This window comes from Bacillus sp. T17B1, from assembly GCF_026796395.1.
Lineage (GTDB): Bacteria > Bacillota > Bacilli > Bacillales > Bacillaceae > Bacillus > Bacillus spizizenii_A.
Map to the genome: position 1 here is coordinate 14,055 of NZ_JALAYA010000047.1, position 20,047 is coordinate 34,101.

18 protein-coding genes, 4 tRNA genes and 1 pseudogene are annotated in these 20,047 nt (G+C 44.6%); 17 read left to right on the forward strand and 6 right to left on the reverse strand.

Going from position 1 to position 20,047, the window contains the following annotated elements; genetic code table 11:
• Positions 1-19 precede the first annotated feature (19 nt).
• Both gdpP and rplI read left to right on the forward strand, forming a co-directional pair.
• A complete protein-coding gene (gene gdpP / locus MOF34_RS18485; protein WP_268401250.1) occupies positions 20-1,999 on the forward strand; it encodes a cyclic-di-AMP phosphodiesterase GdpP in 1,980 nt (659 codons plus the stop codon).
• The gene (rplI, locus tag MOF34_RS18490) at positions 1,996-2,445 is read left to right on the forward strand and encodes a 50S ribosomal protein L9 (protein ID WP_003219165.1); all 450 of its coding nucleotides are present in this window, start codon (positions 1,996-1,998) and stop codon (positions 2,443-2,445) included. The genes gdpP and rplI overlap by 4 nt, the downstream gene beginning before the upstream one ends.
• A 36-nt stretch (positions 2,446-2,481) precedes the next feature.
• On the opposite strand, the gene MOF34_RS18495 is transcribed toward rplI, so the two are convergent.
• The 3 genes from MOF34_RS18495 to MOF34_RS18505 all read right to left on the reverse strand — a co-directional run bounded on the left by MOF34_RS18495 (position 2,482) and on the right by MOF34_RS18505 (position 6,094).
• Positions 2,482-4,554, reverse strand: a complete 2,073-nt coding sequence (locus MOF34_RS18495) for an ArnT family glycosyltransferase (protein WP_268401251.1) — start codon at positions 4,552-4,554, stop codon at positions 2,482-2,484.
• 115 nt (positions 4,555-4,669) lie between these two features.
• Positions 4,670-5,878 (reverse strand): CynX/NimT family MFS transporter, encoded by a 1,209-nt coding sequence (locus tag MOF34_RS18500; protein ID WP_268401252.1) that lies wholly within the window; start codon positions 5,876-5,878, stop codon positions 4,670-4,672.
• Between the two features lie 72 nt (positions 5,879-5,950).
• Positions 5,951-6,094, reverse strand: a complete 144-nt coding sequence (locus MOF34_RS18505) for a YycC family protein (protein ID WP_019716349.1) — start codon at positions 6,092-6,094, stop codon at positions 5,951-5,953.
• A 120-nt stretch (positions 6,095-6,214) separates the two neighbouring features.
• Between MOF34_RS18505 and MOF34_RS18510 the strand changes: the two genes are divergently transcribed.
• Complete coding sequence (locus MOF34_RS18510) at positions 6,215-6,418, forward strand: hypothetical protein (RefSeq protein WP_268401254.1); 204 nt, start codon at positions 6,215-6,217, stop codon at positions 6,416-6,418.
• Between the two features lie 46 nt (positions 6,419-6,464).
• Here MOF34_RS18510 and MOF34_RS18515 read toward each other — a convergent pair whose 3' ends face one another.
• Positions 6,465-6,665, reverse strand: coding sequence for a DUF2188 domain-containing protein (locus tag MOF34_RS18515; protein ID WP_019716347.1), 201 nt, complete (start codon positions 6,663-6,665; stop codon positions 6,465-6,467).
• 169 nt (positions 6,666-6,834) lie between these two features.
• Between MOF34_RS18515 and dnaB the strand changes: the two genes are divergently transcribed.
• The 14 genes and pseudogenes from dnaB to MOF34_RS18585 all read left to right on the forward strand — a co-directional run bounded on the left by dnaB (position 6,835) and on the right by MOF34_RS18585 (position 18,262).
• Positions 6,835-8,199 (forward strand): replicative DNA helicase, encoded by a 1,365-nt coding sequence (dnaB, locus tag MOF34_RS18520; protein ID WP_003219149.1) that lies wholly within the window; start codon positions 6,835-6,837, stop codon positions 8,197-8,199.
• A 120-nt stretch (positions 8,200-8,319) separates the two neighbouring features.
• Positions 8,320-8,739, forward strand: coding sequence for a VOC family protein (locus MOF34_RS18525; RefSeq protein WP_268401255.1), 420 nt, complete (start codon positions 8,320-8,322; stop codon positions 8,737-8,739).
• A gap of 205 nt (positions 8,740-8,944) precedes the next feature.
• On the forward strand, positions 8,945-10,237 hold the full coding sequence (gene purA, locus MOF34_RS18530) for an adenylosuccinate synthase (RefSeq protein ID WP_019716345.1): 1,293 nt from the start codon (positions 8,945-8,947) through the stop codon (positions 10,235-10,237).
• 221 nt (positions 10,238-10,458) lie between these two features.
• Positions 10,459-10,534, forward strand: a tRNA-Lys gene (locus MOF34_RS18535).
• A gap of 9 nt (positions 10,535-10,543) precedes the next feature.
• Positions 10,544-10,615 (forward strand) — tRNA-Glu (locus MOF34_RS18540).
• A gap of 81 nt (positions 10,616-10,696) precedes the next feature.
• Positions 10,697-10,773, forward strand: a tRNA-Asp gene (locus tag MOF34_RS18545).
• A gap of 35 nt (positions 10,774-10,808) precedes the next feature.
• A tRNA-Phe gene (locus MOF34_RS18550) sits at positions 10,809-10,881 on the forward strand.
• 385 nt (positions 10,882-11,266) lie between these two features.
• Positions 11,267-11,974 (forward strand): cell wall metabolism DNA-binding response regulator WalR, encoded by a 708-nt coding sequence (gene walR / locus MOF34_RS18555; protein WP_003244363.1) that lies wholly within the window; start codon positions 11,267-11,269, stop codon positions 11,972-11,974.
• Positions 11,975-11,981: 7 nt separating this feature from the next.
• Positions 11,982-13,817, forward strand: a complete 1,836-nt coding sequence (gene walK, locus MOF34_RS18560) for a cell wall metabolism sensor histidine kinase WalK (protein ID WP_268401256.1) — start codon at positions 11,982-11,984, stop codon at positions 13,815-13,817.
• Complete coding sequence (walH, locus tag MOF34_RS18565; RefSeq protein ID WP_268401257.1) at positions 13,807-15,174, forward strand: WalRK two-component regulatory system regulator WalH; 1,368 nt, start codon at positions 13,807-13,809, stop codon at positions 15,172-15,174. Before walK ends, walH begins: the two co-directional genes overlap by 11 nt.
• Positions 15,161-16,003: a two-component system regulatory protein YycI gene (locus MOF34_RS18570; protein WP_268401258.1), complete on the forward strand. Its 843-nt coding sequence runs from the start codon at positions 15,161-15,163 to the stop codon at positions 16,001-16,003. The genes walH and MOF34_RS18570 overlap by 14 nt, the downstream gene beginning before the upstream one ends.
• A 22-nt stretch (positions 16,004-16,025) precedes the next feature.
• Entirely contained in the window at positions 16,026-16,820 is a 795-nt protein-coding gene (locus MOF34_RS18575) for an MBL fold metallo-hydrolase (protein WP_268388252.1), read from the forward strand.
• 81 nt (positions 16,821-16,901) lie between these two features.
• Entirely contained in the window at positions 16,902-18,113 is a 1,212-nt protein-coding gene (gene htrC / locus MOF34_RS18580) for a serine protease HtrC (protein WP_268401259.1), read from the forward strand.
• Between the two features lie 19 nt (positions 18,114-18,132).
• A pseudogene (locus MOF34_RS18585) lies at positions 18,133-18,262 on the forward strand (hypothetical protein).
• Here MOF34_RS18585 and MOF34_RS18590 read toward each other — a convergent pair.
• Together MOF34_RS18590 and MOF34_RS18595 are read right to left on the reverse strand one after the other, a co-directional pair.
• Complete coding sequence (locus MOF34_RS18590; RefSeq protein WP_019716339.1) at positions 18,259-18,759, reverse strand: PepSY domain-containing protein; 501 nt, start codon at positions 18,757-18,759, stop codon at positions 18,259-18,261. The pseudogene MOF34_RS18585 and the gene MOF34_RS18590 sit on opposite strands and share 4 nt — an antisense overlap.
• Positions 18,760-18,932: 173 nt before the next feature.
• A complete protein-coding gene (locus tag MOF34_RS18595) occupies positions 18,933-19,832 on the reverse strand; it encodes a PepSY domain-containing protein (RefSeq protein WP_268401260.1) in 900 nt (299 codons plus the stop codon).
• Between the last annotated feature and the right edge of the window lie 215 nt (positions 19,833-20,047).

The window sequence follows — 20,047 nt, forward strand, 5'->3', positions numbered from 1 at the left end:
GTGGTGGGGAGTGATAGAAGTGCCAAGCTTTTATGAAAAACCGTTGTTTCGGTATCCCATCTATGCATTGATTGCTTTGTCAATCATTACAATCCTCATCAGCTTTTATTTTAACTGGATATTAGGAACCGTCGAAGTACTGCTGCTGGCAGTTATTTTGTTTTTTATTAAACGTGCTGATTCTCTTATTCGACAAGAGATTGATGCTTATATTTCTACGTTATCCTACAGATTAAAAAAAGTCGGTGAAGAGGCATTGATGGAAATGCCGATCGGCATCATGCTTTTTAATGACCAATATTATATAGAATGGGCAAATCCGTTTCTTTCTTCTTGCTTTAATGAAAGCACATTAGTGGGGAGATCCCTTTACGATACTTGTGAGTCGGTTGTGCCGCTCATCAAACAAGAGGTGGAATCGGAAACGGTTACATTGAATGACCGCAAGTTTAAGGTTGTCATCAAACGGGATGAGCGCCTGCTTTACTTCTTTGATGTAACGGAACAAGTTCAGATTGAAAAGCAATATGAAAACGAAAGAACTGTGCTAGCGTATATTTTCCTTGATAACTATGATGATGTGACCCAAGGATTAGATGACCAGACGAGAAGCACGATGAACAGCCAGGTCACATCTTTGCTGAACGCTTGGGCGCAGGAGTACGGGATTTTCCTGAAAAGGACGTCTTCAGAACGCTTTATTGCTGTACTTAATGAACATATCTTAACTGAACTCGAAAATTCGAAGTTTTCAATTCTAGATGAGGTTCGGGAAAAAACCTCATTTGACGGTGTAGCACTGACGTTAAGCGTCGGAGTCGGGGCTTCAGTCTCCTCGCTGAAAGAACTTGGCGATTTGGCGCAATCCAGCTTGGACTTAGCGCTGGGGCGCGGCGGAGACCAAGTAGCCATTAAGCTGCCGAACGGCAAGGTGAAGTTTTACGGAGGTAAAACCAACCCGATGGAGAAACGAACAAGGGTGCGGGCCCGCGTCATTTCTCATGCCTTAAAGGAAATTGTCTCTGAAAGCAGCAATGTGATTATCATGGGGCATAAATTCCCTGACATGGATTCTATCGGCGCAGCGATCGGGATTTTAAAGGTGGCTCAGGCAAATAATAAAGATGGTTTTATCGTCATTGATCCAAATCAAATCGGATCTAGTGTGCAGCGTTTGATTGAGGAAATCAAAAAATATGAAGAGTTGTGGTCAAGGTTTATTACGCCTGAAGAAGCGATGGAAATCTCCAATGATGACACGCTGCTTGTGATCGTTGATACACATAAGCCGTCACTTGTCATGGAGGAACGGCTGGTCAATAAAATTGAACATGTCGTTGTCATCGACCATCACCGCAGGGGTGAGGAGTTTATCAGAGATCCGCTGCTCGTTTATATGGAGCCGTACGCTTCATCGACAGCGGAATTGGTGACAGAGTTGCTTGAATATCAGCCGAAGCGCTTAAAAATCAATATGATTGAAGCAACAGCCCTATTAGCTGGTATAATAGTGGATACAAAGAGCTTTTCTCTCCGCACTGGTTCGCGGACTTTTGATGCGGCTTCTTATTTAAGGGCAAAAGGCGCCGACACGGTGCTTGTGCAGAAGTTCCTGAAAGAGACCGTTGATTCCTATATTAAACGGGCGAAGCTGATCCAGCATACAGCCCTCTATAAAGAGAACATTGCGATTGCTTCTCTTCCTGAAAATGAGGAGGAATACTTCGACCAAGTGCTGATTGCGCAGGCGGCCGATTCGCTGCTGTCGATGAGTGAGGTAGAGGCTTCATTTGCGGTGGCGAGACGGGATGAGCAAACTGTTTGTATCAGTGCGCGGTCACTTGGCGAGGTCAATGTACAGATCATCATGGAGGCGCTGGAAGGCGGAGGGCATTTAACAAATGCGGCGACTCAGTTGTCCGGCATTTCAGTTTCTGAAGCGCTGGAACGGCTGAAGCACGCCATAGATGAGTATTTTGAGGGAGGCGTACAGAGATGAAGGTTATTTTCTTACAAGATGTAAAAGGAAAAGGAAAAAAAGGCGAAGTCAAAAACGTAGCAGACGGTTATGCGCATAACTTTCTGATTAAAAAAGGCCTCGCGGTTGAAGCAAACGCGTCAAACATCAGCGCGCTGAACGGACAGAAACAAAAAGAGAAAAAAGAAGCCATTGCCGAGCTTGAGCAAGCAAAGAGCTTAAAAGAAACATTAGAAAAACTGACAGTTGAGCTCAGCGCGAAATCAGGTGAAGGCGGCCGTTTATTTGGTTCTGTGACAAGCAAGCAAATTACTGAACAGCTCCAAAAAGACCATAAAATTAAAGTAGATAAACGGAAGCTTGAACTGCCGGACGGCATTCGTGCATTAGGATATACAAATGTGCCTGTGAAGCTGCATCCTGAGGTTCAGGCTGTGTTAAAGGTACATGTGAAAGAAGAAGTTTAAAAGAAAAGAGGCTTGGAGCAATCCAAGCCTCTTTTTTTATTCCACGAGATAAAGAGTTTGCTGGCTTTTTTCGCCTGGTCCTCTTCGCAAGCCTTGCTGGTTGCTGTTTGAGCTGCTAGAGGAACTGCGGTACTCGTCAGATGATATTTCTTTTCCACTTTTCTTAATCCAAGAAACAAGTTCGCTGTTTCCTGAGTTATTTCCTGATAGAAGGAAGTATTTCACTTTCCCTTCTTTGACCCATTTTTTTAGCTCGGACACAGTCAGTATTGGATCTGTGCCGTTAAATCCGCCCATTGCCATAACAGATTCATTTTCATGAATGATGTATGGCGCAGCCGTTACAGTTGTCAAAGTAGCAAATAGATACTCTTCGCCGGTATTATGCTTTCTCAGATAGGACAAGAGTCCGGTGTCAACCTCTGAGGAGAACATGTTCCCGCCGTTTGCTGAGCTTTTGAGCTGCGGGCCGGATTCAGGAAGAACGCTGTTGCCTCCGTATAGAAGCGGCGTTGCTGACCAGTAGATTGGCGTGAGCAGCAGAACACATAAGCTGATGATTGCTAGCTGCTTGCTGAACGGATGGCTGCGTTTAATCACCAGAAGCGCAAGGGTGATGCCTAGTCCTAAGAGTCCCAGCACGTACATCCATGCACTGCCGATTTGGCTTGTATAAGCGCTTAGAATATAAACCTGGAAAGCGGCTGTGATCAGAACGGCTGCCGGCAGAAGATAGCTGGCCCAGTCTTTATTGTTATTGTATAAACGGTACATCGTATGCCATCCAATACCGGAAAGTGCGGCAATCGGAGGTGCCAGCATAATTAAATAGTACTGGTGGAAAAAACCTGCAACGCTGAAGAAACCGGCTACAGGAACGAGCCAAGCCGCCCAGAATATCGATTCTTTCACTTCAGTAGCTTGACCCCGGCGATTACGGTACCAGTTGATGAATCCGCCCAGCAATCCGATCAATGCGAATGGAAGCATCCAGCTGATTTGGCCGGATAGTGCCGATTGGAAGAGACGGAGCGGTCCTGCATCGCCAGTGCCGAACATATTCGTGCTTTTTCCACCGCCAGGTCCGCCGTTTCCAGGGCCGTTGCCGCCTGTTGGAGGTGTGCCTCCGCCATTGGGAACGCCATTTTGACCGCTAGGCGGCTGAGGCCCCTGTGAATTGTGTCCGAATGATTGATTGGCGGTACTTTCGTCAGACTTGCTGTTTCCCGAAAAAGATGATCCGTTGCTGTTTGGCGGTTGCATGGTGCTATTATTCTGCATGTTACGGCCGTCAGCAGTATTCATATCACTCCTTGCAAGGCCGGTGGTTTGTCCAAGCAGCCGCTCTGTGCCGTTGTAACCAAAGGCCAGTTCTAACACTGAATTGGTCTGGCTGCTTCCTACATAGGGCCGGCTGGACGTTGTGGTTGAATCTACTACAACCGCCCATGAGAGCGAAACGCCTGTCAGAAGGACGAGAGACAGTATCAGAGACCCGATTTTTTTCTTCAGAGAAATCCGAGATGCAATCAGGTAGAGTAACACAAATGCAGGCAATACCATAAACGCTTGCATCATCTTCATATTAAAGGCGAGCCCAATCAGGGCAAATGCTGCCAGGAGCCAAACCAGCTTGCTTTGTTTGACGGATCGAATCAGGCATGATGAACCGAGCAATAAGGTAAAGACAAGCATGCTGTCAATATTGTTTGTCCGGCTGACGGCTACTGCGATAGGCGTCAGTGCCATGACAAGTGCGGCAATGCGGGCAGCTCCAATTCCAAAAGTCGGTTTGATCATTCTGTATAGAAGGAATACAGATCCAACTCCGGCGAGAGCTTGGGGAATGATTACACTCCATGTGTGAACGCCAAAAATCAGTGCGAAAATCGTTTGAATCCATAACACAACAGGCGGTTTATCTACTGTCACAAATCCAGTAGGGTCAAATGAGGCATAAAAGAAATTGTGGAAGCTTTGCGTCATGCTTTTCACAGCCGCCAAATAGTATTGGTTCGCTGTGTCATCCTGCCAAATGTTATACGCATTAAGAAAAGCCGCTGTAAGCAAGATGAGAATAAGGGCCACGTCGAATCGTTTGGTTTTCATCGTTTTTCACCTCTTTATGGTGTTTATTGTAAAAAACAAATATGAAAAACTTATGAATAAACCATAAATATTCGAAGAATGTCAAAGGAAAAAGCGGAGATATCTTCCCCACTTTTTATGCTGAATTTCTTTGCTTCGCTGACTGAAGAATGTATCGGTCTCGTCCGGCTCCCAGTCCGGCTGCTCCCATTACGATCAGGGCAGCAATAAGAAGCACAATCGGCATTGTCCATGAATGTGTCTGGTCAAAGAGATAGCCGACAAAGATTGGACCGACAGCTGCAAGCAGGTAGCCGAATGACTGAGACATACCTGACAGCGCAGCGGCCTGCTGTGCATTTTCACTGCGGAGACCGATAAGAGCGAGTGCCAAACTAATGCTGGAGCCTTGTCCGATACCGATAATCACCATCCAGATAGCAAGCGTTGTATGGCTGCCGCCCGCTAATAATCCGCATAGGCCGATCAGATAGACTGCGGCCAGCGCCGCAACGATACCGCGCTGCTGTTTCACACGGTCGGCTAAAACCGGTGTCAGAAAAGTGGAAGGCAGACTTGCAAATTGCATGAGTGACACCATCCATCCAGCTGTTGATGTATCAATCCCGTGTGAACGGAGAATTTCAGGAAACCAAGCGATGCTGCTGTAAAATAAAAATGATTGCAGTCCCATAAAGATGGTGACAAACCATGCCATTCTGGAAGCCCAAACGGAACTGGTTTGAAGCTTAACCGCTTTATTTGCTGTATCCCGGTGGCGCAGCTGAGGTATCCAGATCAGCAATGCAAGGAACGCCAGCCCGCCCCATAAGAGAAAGGCTTGCTTCCATCCGCCTTCCATTTGTGCCGCCAGGGGTACGGTGACACCTGATGCCAAAGCAGCGAATATATTCATTGATGTCGTATACAGGCTGATCATGATCCCTGACTTTCCAGGGTATTTATGTTTGATTAAGCTTGGCAAAAGAACATTCCCGATTGCAATTCCGACTCCAATGAGTGCCGTTCCGAAAAACAAAGCGGCAGTGTAGCCGGCAGAACGAATCAAAACGCCGATAAACAGGACCAGGAGACCAAGCCATAAGGTTCGCTCATTTCCGAGGCGCTGTCCGAGCTTAGGCGCAAGCGGAGAAAGAACTGCAAACGAAAGCAGCGGCAGTGCTGTCAAAAACCCGGCTGCCCCATTGGACATGTGCAGCTCTGCCCGAATAGAGCTGATGACCGGACCGACTGAAGTGATCGCGGGCCGTAAGTTAAACGCGATAAAGATAATGCCGGCAATCAGCCAAAACGATTGGATTTTTTTATTTTGTGGATGTGGCAAAGCAGTTACTCCTTCTTTCTAACATATACTAAATATCATTCCGTAAGATGAAAGCAAGTATGCCAACGAATGCTACGATTGTTTTTCTTCTTTCTGTATTTCAGCCATTTTGGCAAGCAGTATATGCTGAGGCATATGCATGATCTGTTCAAGCGGCAGATGTAAGGACTCTGCAAGCTTTTGGGCAGTTTCAGCAGAAATTTGCAAAGGTCTCACAAAAGATCCCTCCTCTCTTCTGTCCATTGTACAAGAATCAGATGTGAAATGTAATAAGATGTCACAAAGGAATGGAACAATCCGTAAATGCCCGTTATAAAAGAGGGAAGGAGGGTTCTTATGCAAGCACCGTTGTCATTTTTAAAACAAATGCTGACTGAGCATCAGATAGATACTGAGAAGGCTGTCACCTTTGAAGAATATATGGCTATGAGGCGGAAACTTCAGGAGCTGATGGGGAAATTTGCTTCATTCGAGGAGTGGGATCTGTATCAACAAGCGGCAGATCTGATGATGCATACAGGCTTCCAATGGATGAAATAAGCTGATTCACGAAAAAACCCCCGCTGCAGCGAAGGGGTTCCATTCATCAAAATGAGTATTCTTCTTCCACATTTTTGAACTGGTCATAAATCACAAGAGTTGCTGGACTGTTTTCTTTTGCCATCTGTTTGGCTTTTTCAATTGCGGCGTCTTTAGATGTATACAAAGCTGTCGGCGCCACATTCTCCACCTTAATAAACCAGCCGTCCGCATCAACATTAGGTGTAACCGCATATTTTTTCATCATCAATCATTCCTCCCACAAGTTTTATTGCATTTTTCCCGCCTTGTTACTGTCCGAAACGATCCAATCGGCTAGCTGAGAAAAACAGGAAATAGACAATTTTTCTATTTTTTTTCTGCAGAAATGGTAGAATGGAGTTTGGAGATTTTTTAATGAGAGGACGGTGCTTAGCATGACAGACCTTCTGAATGATCGGCTTCCTCCGCAAAATATAGAAGCCGAACAAGCCGTGTTAGGCGCAATTTTTCTACAGCCGTCTGCTTTAACGCTGGCTTCAGAAGTATTGATTCCAGATGATTTCTATAGAATGTCCCACCAAAAAATCTATAATGCGATGCTGGTGCTCGGTGACCGCGGTGAACCGGTTGATCTAGTGACGGTAACGTCAGAGCTTGCGAATACAGACCTGCTGGAAGAAGTGGGTGGTATTTCGTATCTGACAGATATCGCAAACTCGGTGCCGACAGCGGCTAACATAGAATATTACGCGAAGATCGTTGAAGAAAAATCAATTCTTCGCCGATTAATCAGAACAGCGACAACCATCGCTCAAGACGGGTATACCCGTGAGGATGAGGTCGAGGATTTACTCAGTGAAGCTGAAAAAACGATTATGGAAGTGGCGCAACGCAAAAACACGAGTGCCTTCCAAAATATTAAGGACGTCCTTGTCCAAACCTATGACAATATCGAACAGCTCCACAATCGAAAAGGCGATATTACAGGAATTCCGACAGGGTTTACAGAGCTTGACCGGATGACGGCCGGTTTCCAGCGCAACGACTTGATCATTGTGGCTGCCCGTCCGTCAGTGGGGAAAACGGCCTTTGCCCTGAACATTGCACAAAACGTGGCGACCAAGACCGACGAAAGCGTAGCAATTTTCAGTCTTGAGATGGGTGCAGAGCAGCTCGTTATGCGTATGCTCTGTGCCGAGGGAAATATCAATGCCCAGAATCTCCGTACCGGCAACCTGACCGAAGAGGATTGGGGCAAGCTGACGATGGCAATGGGAAGCCTGTCAAACAGCGGAATCTACATCGATGATACACCGGGTATCCGTGTGAGTGAAATCCGCGCCAAGTGCCGCCGCTTAAAGCAGGAAAGCGGACTCGGCATGATTTTGATCGACTACCTGCAATTGATTCAGGGAAGCGGACGCTCAAAGGATAACCGTCAGCAAGAAGTATCAGAAATTTCACGTGAACTGAAAGCGATCGCGAGGGAGCTGCAAGTCCCTGTTATCGCGCTTTCTCAGCTTTCCCGGGGCGTTGAGCAGCGTCAGGATAAACGCCCGATGATGTCTGATATCCGGGAATCAGGAAGTATCGAGCAGGACGCGGATATTGTCGCGTTCCTTTATCGTGATGACTACTATGACAAAGAAACCGAGAATAAAAATATTATTGAAATCATTATTGCCAAACAGCGTAACGGCCCGGTAGGAACCGTGTCACTTGCGTTCGTAAAAGAATACAACAAATTCGTCAACCTGGAACGGCGTTTTGATGACGCAGGTGTTCCGCCCGGAGCATAAACCCTCAAGAGCTGATCTTGGGGTTTTTTTTCATACGAAAGATGGTAGGAATACCGTACGCTCAGCGGATGTAAATTTGAAAGCGTTTTAATAAAATGGAGTAAAAAGGAGATGGTAACCATGGGAAACTCTTTTTTACACTTTCACGCGGCGCAAATCAGGATTGCGCGGCCTACGAGCCAGCTCAATGAAATCATTCGGTTTTACGAAGAGGGACTGGGCCTGAAACGGATTGGAGAATTTTCGCAGCATAACGGGTATGACGGTGTCATGTTCGGCCTTCCTCATGCCGATTATCATTTGGAATTCACACAATATGAGGGGGAAAGTACTGCTCCCGTTCCCCATCCCGACAGTCTCCTCGTTTTTTATGTGCCGAATGCAGATGAACTGACAGCGATCACTTCAAAGCTAAAACACATGGGCTATCAAGAGGTTGAATCTGAGAACCCGTACTGGAGCCATGGAGGCGTGACGATAGAGGATCCGGACGGCTGGCGAGTCGTTTTTATGAATACAAAAGGGATATCAGGCAAGTAACTCTTTTCTGTGCTAAAGGACAAAAGTTTCACGAGAATTTTAGGTCAATACGATGAGAAAACGCTTATAAAACGAATGGAAGCGAACGAATATTGATTTACATTAATTTAATGTTCGGATTTACAATTGACTTTCTGTTGCTTCACTGATAAACTTGATTTGTTTGAATAGAATCGTTTTGAAAGGTTAACGGAGGTGCACGGACATGTCTTCAGTAGTTGTAGTAGGTACGCAATGGGGCGATGAAGGAAAAGGCAAAATTACAGATTTCCTTTCAGAAAATGCAGAAGTGATCGCCCGTTATCAAGGCGGAAATAACGCAGGACATACAATCAAGTTTGACGGAGTCACATACAAGCTTCACTTAATTCCGTCTGGAATTTTCTACAAGGATAAGACGTGTGTGATCGGAAATGGAATGGTTGTAGATCCGAAAGCATTAGTCACAGAGCTTGCGTATCTTCATGAACGCAACGTTAGTACAGATAACCTGAGAATCAGTAACAGAGCTCACGTCATTCTACCGTATCATTTGAAATTGGATGAAGTGGAAGAAGAGCGTAAAGGGGCTAACAAGATTGGGACAACGAAAAAAGGAATCGGCCCTGCTTATATGGACAAAGCGGCCCGCATCGGGATTCGCATCGCAGATCTGTTAGACCGTGACGCGTTTAAGGAGAAGCTTGAACGTAATCTTGAAGAAAAAAACCGTCTGCTTGAGAAAATGTACGAGACAGAAGGGTTTAAAATTGAGGATATCTTAGACGAATATTATGAATACGGCCAGCAGATTAAAAAATATGTCTGCGACACATCTGTTGTCTTAAATGATGCTCTTGATGAAGGGCGCCGTGTATTGTTTGAAGGCGCGCAAGGGGTTATGCTCGATATCGACCAAGGAACATACCCGTTTGTTACATCATCTAACCCTGTTGCCGGCGGTGTTACGATCGGTTCCGGTGTCGGTCCGACCAAAATCCAGCACGTTGTCGGTGTATCAAAAGCATATACGACTCGTGTCGGCGACGGTCCTTTCCCGACTGAGCTGAAAGATGAAATCGGCGATCAAATCCGTGAAGTCGGCCGCGAGTATGGAACAACAACAGGCCGTCCGCGCCGTGTCGGCTGGTTTGACAGCGTTGTTGTCCGCCACGCCCGCCGTGTGAGCGGAATTACAGATCTTTCTTTGAACTCAATCGACGTTTTAACAGGAATTGAAACACTGAAAATCTGTGTGGCGTACCGCTACAAAGGCGAAATCATTGAAGAATTCCCAGCAAGCCTTAAAGCACTTGCTGAATGTGAGCCGGTATATGAAGAAATGCCAGGATGGACTGAGGATATCACAGGAGCGAAAAGCTTGAGCGAGCTTCCGGAAAATGCGCGTCACTATCTTGAGCGCGTGTCTCAGTTGACAGGCATTCCACTTTCTATTTTCTCTGTCGGCCCAGACCGTTCACAGACAAATGTCCTTCGCAGCGTGTACCGTGCGAACTAAATAGATTTTGTTTAAAAGCCCCTAATTCAGGGGCTTTTTTTTGTTTGAAAGCCGCATATAAGTTGGTCTGAGAAAAAAATATGAAAAAAAACCAAAAAAGTTATTGCCACTTCTATTTGTTCGTGATATTATAAATCTCGTTGTTACGGAAACTGCTTCAATAGAGTACAAGATAGAACTTGATCCAAGTCGTTTGCTCTATGGAAATTCCGACATCTTAAGAGCCATTAGCTCAGTTGGTAGAGCATCTGACTTTTAATCAGAGGGTCGAAGGTTCGAGTCCTTCATGGCTCACCATTTCGTGAAGGCCCGTTGGTCAAGCGGTTAAGACACCGCCCTTTCACGGCGGTAACACGGGTTCGAATCCCGTACGGGTCATTGATTTACTTTAGCGTTATTGCTAATTCCTTATTTGTCTGCGAGGGCTGACACGACAGCTCTCGCGGCAAATTACTGTAAGGTCCGGTAGTTCAGTTGGTTAGAATGCCTGCCTGTCACGCAGGAGGTCGCGGGTTCGAGTCCCGTCCGGACCGCCATTTTACTTTACTTAGTAGAGAAAAATAAAACATTTGGCTCGGTAGCTCAGTTGGTAGAGCAACGGACTGAAAATCCGTGTGTCGGCGGTTCGATTCCGTCCCGAGCCACTTACCAAACGCATCTGCAATCGTAGGTGCGTTTTTTCTTATAGGAAAAAGGTAAACATGAGGAGTGTTATAATAGAAGAAAAAGGGAGAACCGGCCCTGCGGCCGGTTCAAAGAAGAAGACGTCAATGATAAAGACGCACTCCGGTGAGGAGAGGTTTCAGTAAAGTTAGCTAATTTTAAAAAAAGTTGACTAGTATGACAAAAAATAAACAATGAGCGGATAAAGGTGAAATATGTGTTTTTTTCCAAACCTTTATTTTTTTTTATCTTTTGACCTTAAACCGTTATAATAGACAAGGACCCTATGTTTACACGGGCCATAAGTGATGAAACGAATGTTATATAGATGAAATGAAGTCATTCGGCAGGAGGAAAATCAAAATGATGGATAAAAAGATCCTTGTAGTAGATGATGAAAAACCGATTGCAGATATATTGGAATTTAACTTAAGAAAAGAAGGCTATGAGGTGCACTGTGCCCACGACGGAAACGAAGCTGTTGAAATGGTAGAAGAGCTTCAGCCTGATTTAATTCTTTTAGATATTATGCTTCCTAATAAAGACGGTGTTGAAGTATGCCGTGAAGTCAGAAAGAAATACGATATGCCGATCATTATGCTGACGGCAAAGGATTCGGAAATTGACAAGGTCATTGGGCTTGAAATCGGTGCTGATGACTATGTCACAAAACCATTCAGCACACGCGAGCTCCTGGCACGTGTAAAAGCGAACTTGCGTCGCCAGCTGACAACAGCGCCTGCGGAGGAAGAGCCGTCCTCTAACGAGATTCATATCGGCTCTCTCGTCATCTTCCCTGATGCGTATGTCGTATCAAAACGAGATGAAACAATCGAATTGACTCATCGTGAGTTCGAATTGCTTCATTATTTAGCAAAACATATCGGACAAGTGATGACCCGTGAACATTTGCTTCAAACCGTTTGGGGCTATGATTACTTTGGCGATGTCAGAACGGTTGACGTAACAGTCCGCCGGCTTCGTGAAAAAATCGAGGACAACCCGAGTCATCCAAATTGGATTGTCACACGCCGCGGCGTAGGTTATTACTTGAGAAACCCAGAACAGGACTAATGCCCCTATGAATAAGGTTGGTTTTTTCCGGTCGATCCAATTTAAGATTACCTTGATTTATGTGCTTTTGATTATTATTGCCATGCAAATCATTGGTGTGTATTTTGTTAATCAGGTAGAGAAATCGCTGATCAGCTCGTATGAACAATCGCTGAACCAGCGAATCGACAACCTTTCTTACTATATTGAACAAGAATATAAAAGCGATAACGACAGCACCGTCATTAAAGATGACGTTAGCCGTATTTTGAATGACTTCACGAAAAGTGATGAGGTCCGGGAGATTAGTTTTGTCGATAAAAGCTATGAAGTGGTCGGTTCTTCAAAACCGTATGGTGAGGAAGTAGCGGGGAAACAAACGACCGATCTGATCTTTAAAAGAATTTTTTCTACTAAACAATCGTATTTAAGAAAGTACTATGACCCGAAAAGCAAAATCAGAGTTCTCATTTCCGCGAAGCCCGTCATGACTGAGAACCAAGAGGTTGTCGGCGCGATCTATGTTGTCGCGAGTATGGAAGATGTCTTTAACCAAATGAAGACGATCAACACGATACTGGCATCCGGCACAGGTTTGGCACTTGTTTTGACGGCTCTTCTCGGTATTTTTCTTGCAAGAACCATTACCCATCCGCTTTCGGATATGAGAAAGCAGGCAATGGAGCTTGCGAAAGGGAATTTCTCGAGGAAGGTTAAAAAGTACGGGCATGATGAAATTGGACAGCTTGCCACTACGTTTAATCACTTAACGAGAGAGCTTGAAGATGCCCAGGCGATGACAGAAGGAGAACGCAGAAAGCTTGCCTCTGTTATTGCCTATATGACAGACGGCGTTATCGCCACAAACCGAAACGGAGCAATTATTCTCTTAAACAGCCCGGCGCTGGAGCTGCTGAACGTTTCACGTGAAACAGCCTTAGAAATGCCGATTACGAACTTGCTTGGGATTCAAGAGAATTATACATTTGAAGATTTAGTGGAGCAGCAGGATTCTATGCTGCTTGAAATTGAACGGGATGATGAATTAACGGTGCTTCGTGTGAATTTCTCTGTGATTCAAAGGGAACATGGCAAAATCGATGGCTTAATCGCTGTCATTTATGATGTTACCGAGCAAGAGAAAATGGATCAGGAACGCAGAGAATTCGTTGCAAATGTATCACATGAGTTACGGACGCCGCTCACGACAATGCGTAGTTATTTAGAGGCATTAGCTGAAGGAGCGTGGGAAAATAAGGACATTGCTCCGCGTTTCCTAATGGTGACGCAAAATGAGACAGAGCGTATGATCCGGCTTGTCAATGATCTGCTTCAGCTTTCGAAGTTTGACAGTAAGGATTATCAATTTAACCGGGAATGGATTCAGATTGTCCGGTTTATCTCACTTATTATTGACCGTTTTGAAATGACAAAAGAACAGCATGTGGAATTTATCCGAAATCTGCCGGACAGAAATCTGTACGTCGAGATTGATCAGGATAAAATTACGCAGGTGCTCGATAATATTATTTCCAACGCTTTAAAATACTCACCGGAAGGCGGACATGTCACATTCTCAATAGATGTAAATGAAGAGGAAGAACTCCTCTATATCAGCGTCAAGGATGAAGGGATCGGAATTCCGAAAAAGGATGTCGAAAAAGTCTTTGACCGCTTCTACAGGGTTGATAAAGCGAGAACGAGAAAGCTCGGGGGCACCGGTCTGGGGCTGGCGATTGCCAGAGAAATGGTTCAGGCGCACGGCGGAGATATTTGGGCGGACAGCATAGAAGGAAAAGGCACGACGATTACATTTACTCTTCCATATAAAGAGGAACAAGAGGATGATTGGGATGAAACGTGAAAATATAAAAACGATATTACTTACGGTACTCGTCATCATCAGTCTTGTGTTTACATGGGGGATATGGACGTTCCAGCCAAACTTTTCTGAAGGCTCTTCATCAACGGAGTCTACTGTGCGTGAGAAACATAAAATTGAAAAAAACACCCAAAAGTTGTCTGAAACGGTAAGGCCGAGGGACATGTTTATCTATGATGACGGCGCTCATTACAAAGTGGGTGATGAAGCCCTCTATGAAGAAGTATGGTCTGACTTGCCGCATTGGGATGTAAAAGGAATTAAAGATATCTCGGATCAGTATGATAAGGTTGGATTCAAGAGCTGGTTTTATGGAATAGGCGGATATGAAGCAAAGCTTGACTTGCAATTCACTGACACGATTCCGATTGATATTTTCCAAACGCTGTTTAGATGGTCTAATCAGTCGTTTGAATACAGTTCGTTTGATCATATTCTGATTCCGTTCAATGAATCAAAAGCAAACAAGAAGATTTATTTGGTGTCTTACAGCAAACAGCTCATTCTGGAAGTGACCGTTGAGTCAGCAAACTACCGGAACATTATGAGCGACTTGAAAAACAGGCAATCAAACATGCCGGCGTACAGTTTGTTCTCAATCGGTTCCAAGAAAGAATTCTTGCTGCCGAACAAAACGCTTACGATGGACAAAAAAGAATTTGTCACAGAGTCGATTAAAACAAATACCTTTAAGCAGGCCTTGTTCAGCGATCCGAGCATTGTAAGGGAAGATTCGAATTACAACAACAGAAATGTGCTGACAGATGGGATCAGCCGTTTAGATGTGAATTTAAGCCAGCGCCAGGTGCAATTCCAGCAACGCAATTTAGTCCAGAGCACATCTTATCAAACAGGTGAGTTAATCAAAAAAAGCCAAAAATACCTTGAGGATACGGGAAGCTGGACGGATCACTATCAGTTTTTCAATATCAATGACAGCCAGCAGCTGAGCTTCTATATCTTTATGGATCAGATGCCGGTCATTAACAGCATTGCCAAACCGTTCGGAGCGACATCGGCGATTACGTTGCAATGGGCGAACGATGATATTCTCAGCTATAAGCGGCCGAACTACAGTCTTGGAACGAATCCGATCAAAACAAGCGAGACAGAGCTGATGAGCGGCAGCGAAGTGAAGATGCTGCTTTCTAAACAAACCAAATATGATATTGACAAAATTGATCAGATCTTCCTTGCTTATCAATTGGTATCAACCTCAACCAATGATGACCCTCTTGTTGAGCTTGAACCGGTTTGGGCGATGAAAATAAACGGAAAAATGGTGCCAATTACAAAGGATTTGTTGACGAAGGAGGGGGCAAACAGTGGAGTGGAATAAGACAAAATCAATCTTCATCGTTGCCTTCCTCATTTTAGATATATTCTTAGGCTATCAGTTTTTCCAGAAATGGCAGGCTACCAGCAAAGAATATGAGGTCATCAAAAATGATGTCGAGCATGACATGAAAGCCGACCATATCACGTATGAAGGCCTGAATAAGGGAGCAATAGAAGGCTACCGGATCACAGCAAATCAAAAGGCCTTCACCAAGGAGGAAATTGAGGCACTCAAGGATCAAAAGCCTTTGATGGACATGCCAAGTGATGATCGTAAAGTAACGACCTTGAAAATGAAGTTTACGAGTCCGATCGGCCTATCAAAGAAAAATATCGAGAACGATGCTCAAGCACTTGTTTCTTCGAAGATCCAAGATGGTGAAAAATATAAACTTTGGAAGGTTGACAAATCAAAGAAAGAAATTATTTTCTTCCAAACGTATGAAGGCGATTATATTTACCAGCAGACCGACAATTCTTCTAATATGATCGGGCAAGTGGTCCTGCACTTAAACGCTAAAAACGAGGTTGTGTCATATGACCAGACTACGCTTGAGACGTTCAAGCAAATTCAGAAAGAAAGCTTAATTACTGAAATGGATGCGGTTGAGCTATTGTACTATCAAAATCAATTAAAAGAATACAGCACTGTGAAGAGCTGTAAATTCGGCTACGTTGCACAATATCCGCTGACAAGTACGCAGGTGCTGGCACCGGTATGGAGAATTACGGTCGAGTACGATAAAAAAGTGAACGGCGAGAAAAAGACAGTACAAGAGTATTTTACTGTGAATGCTTTGGAGAGTACGATTTTAGATACAGATCAATGAAAAATAATGGAGTGAGACAAACATGAGCTTGCAATTTAGCGTACTTGCGAGCGGGAGTACGGGAAATGCGTTTTATCTCGAAACAGAGGATCACGCATTTTTGGTGGACGCCGGTTTGAGCGGGAAAGCCATGGATGGGCTAATGGCGCAAATCGGGCGTAAGCTGGATGATGTAGACGGCATTTTTGTGACGCATGAGCATAGTGACCATATTAAGGGCCTCGGCGTGGTTGCGAGAAAGTACAAGCTTCCGATCTATGCGAATGAGAAGACATGGAAAGCGATGGAGAACCAGATCGGCAAAATAGACACCGATCAAAAGTTTGTGTTTCCGATGGAGACGGTGAAATCGTTCGGCGGACTTGATGTCGAATCGTTTGGCGTCTCCCACGACGCGGCGGAACCGATGTTTTATGTGTTCCATTATAACGGCCGGAAACTCGCATTAATGACAGATACGGGATATGTCAGCGACCGGATGAAAGGCATCATCCGCTCAGCGAATGTGTTTGTATTTGAAAGCAACCACGATGTTGGGATGCTGCAAATGGGAAGATACCCATGGAGCATTAAGCGGCGGATTCTAAGTGACGTCGGGCACGTTTCAAATGAAGATGCTGCCTTGGCGATGACTGATGTCATTGGCGACGAGACGTCTCGTATATACCTGGCGCATTTGAGCCAGGACAACAACATGAAGGAGCTGGCGAGAATGTCTGTGCAGCAGACATTGGCTTCAAAAGGATTCTTGACGGGTGAGACATTTGATTTGTATGATACCGATCCGAAGAAGGCCACTCCGCTTTGTGCTGTATAATTTTTCTATGTAAATCATGACTATTATAGGAGCTTCTAACCCACAATATAACCATATTAACGTTCTTGGAAAGGATGGAATATGGTGGATTACGATCGTGAGGAAGAACATACTACTCCTGAACAGCCAAAGAGAAGCAAAAAAGGATATTTTCTTTCTAGTCTGATTGGCGTGATTGTCGGTGCCGTATTAATGGCGTTTCTCATGCCGTACTTTTCAAATGAAGGGTTAGATACGGGTACGGGTGCCTTAGATCAGCAGCAGCAGAACAACAATGGCCGGGAATCAATCAGAACGGTGAATGTCAGTGTCAACAATGCAGTCACCAAGATTGTCAGCAATGTGTCACCTGCCGTTGTCGGTGTTGTGAACATCCAAAAATCAGATATTTGGGGAGAAAGCGGTGAGGCTGGGAGCGGATCCGGCGTTATTTATAAGAAAAATGACAACTCCGCTTATGTCGTGACCAACCATCATGTCATCGAGGGCGCTTCCCAAATTGAAATCAGCTTAAAAGACGGCTCACGTGTATCGGCTGAACTTGTCGGCAGCGACCAGCTGATGGACCTTGCTGTTTTACGGGTGAAAAGCGACAAAATCAAAGCTGTCGCCAATTTCGGAAATTCAGATAAAGTTAAATCTGGTGAGCCGGTTATCGCAATCGGGAATCCGTTAGGCCTTGAGTTTGCAGGCTCCGTCACTCAGGGTGTTATCTCGGGTACGGAGAGGGCAATTCCTGTTGATTCAAACGATGACGGACAGCCTGACTGGAACGCAGAAGTCCTGCAAACAGATGCGGCCATTAACCCTGGGAATAGCGGCGGCGCTTTGTTAAACATGGATGGGAAAGTCATTGGCATCAATTCAATGAAAATTGCCGAATCGGCGGTTGAAGGGATTGGCCTGTCGATTCCGTCTAAGCTTGTGATCCCTGTGATCGAGGATTTAGAGAAATACGGCAAAGTCAAACGCCCGTTCCTTGGCATTGAAATGAAATCGCTAAGCGACATCGCAAGCTATCATTGGGATGAAACATTGAAGCTTCCTAAGGATGTCACCAATGGAGCGGTTGTGATGGGTGTAGATTCCTTCTCACCTGCCGGAAAAGCAGGGCTGAAGGAACTGGATGTCATTACGGAATTTGACGGATACAAAGTAAATGACATTGTTGATCTGAGAAAACGACTTTATCAGAAAAAAGTCGGTGACCGGGTGAAGGTGAAGTTTTACCGCGGCGGAAAAGAAAAATCTGTAGACATCAAGCTGTCCTCCGCAGACCAATTAGGCAGTTAATCAAAACAATCTGGCACCGTTGCCAGATTGTTTTTTTATGCAAAAAACTGAACGAGGGTCACGCCCGTTCAGTTGAAAAAGGATATATCGAATATGAAGAAAAATACAAGATGGGTGTTACACGTGAAACAGCAGGCAATGCCTGTTAGCTGCAAATCCTTCCGTTTTCAGCATTGACTTTAATGGTTTGCGCCTTATGGTTGCTAGCTGTGATTTTAATGATGTACACATAGACGCCATTTTCTTTCTTCAATGTTGAAGATGTTACGGTGCCGTTGCATTTGTTCAGCGCAATGCTTTGTGCTTTTGCTTTTGTGACTGCTGCTTGTTTGTTGTCAACGTGATGCTTGACGACTTTTCCGCTGCTGCAGTTGACGTTGAAGGTGTGAACTTTTCCGTCTTCACCGAGCACTTTAATGACATAGACATAAACCCCGTTTACTTTCTTCATTTGAGCCGATTGAACCGCGCCGTTACAGTTGTGTAATGCAATCGTTTTCGCTTTAGAAAACGTAATAGAAGCCTGCTGCTTTGTTTGGACTTTAGCTGTGTACTCTTTATGAAGAACAGCCGCGTGTGCGGATGATAAAGAACTGATTGAGATGACAGTGCCTAAAGCAGCTGCAGATAATATTTTTACATTCATTAGTATTCCTCCTTAGTGAGATAATGTAAAAAGAACTGAACGCGGGTCACACACGTTCAGTTTAAATGAGTATTTAGAAAAAGGTAGACATGAACTTAGAACTTCGTGTTAAAACAAGACTGGTGTTACACGTTGAAATGGGCAGTTGTTTCACTGCTGGCAAGTATCAATTTTTATTTGCAAATGCTTCCGTTTTCAGCATTCACTTTCACTGTTTGCTCAGTGTGGTTTTGGGCAGTGATTTTAATCACGTAAACGTATTTACCGTTTTCTTTCTTCAAAGCAGAAGATTTGACTGTGCCTTTGCATTTGTTTAGTGCGATTTGATGCGCTTTTGTTTTCGTAATGGCTGCGTTTTTCTTTTGCACTTGTTGTTTTACAATTTTACCGCTGTCACAGTTGACATGGATTGTATGTGTGCTGCCATCTTCGCCCAGCACTTTTACAACATAGATGTAAACGCCGTTTTCTTTCTTCAGTTCAGAAGATTGAACTGCGCCTTTGTATTTGTTCAGTGCGATTTGATGCGCTTTTGTCTTTGAGATATGTGCTTGTTTCTTTTGCTCGTGTTTTGCGACTTTGCCGTTGTCTCCATTGATATGGAACGTGTGAAGGCTTCCGTCTTCACCCATTACTTTCACGACATAAACGTAAACACCGTTTTCTTTCTTCAGCTTAGAAGATTGAACCGCACCTTTGCAGTTTTTCAGTGCGATCGATTGAGCTTTTGACTTGCTGATATAGCTTTGTTTGTTTTGAACGTCGTGTTTCACAACCTTGCCGCTGTCGCAGTTGACGTTCATCGTATGTTGTTTGCCGTCCTCACCGAGAACTTTCACAACATATACGTATGTGCCGTTCACTTTCTTCATTTGGGCAGATTGAACAGTACCCTTGCATTTGTTCAAAGCAACTTGTTTTGCTTTTGCTATTGTGATGGAAGCCTGCTGCTTCGTCTCAACCTTCGCTGATGTGTCATCCTTTTGAATGACAGCAGCATGGGCGGAAGTTAAAGAACTGATTGAGAGTATCGTTCCCAGCGCGGCTCCTGATAAAACTTTAGTGATATTCATATGATGTTCCTCCTTTATTTCATTGTTGGCTGAACCAACTAAGGCTATTGTATAGGCCGAAGCTGAAAATCAAATGAGGGCCGGCTGAAAACTTGCTGAATTCAGCTGATTTTTAGAGAAGATTCAGTTGGTTTTCAGATAAAAACGAATAATAGGAAGGGAAGGGAAGGGAAAAAACTAATCAGAGGTTTATGCCAACTAAGGAGAGAGCACAG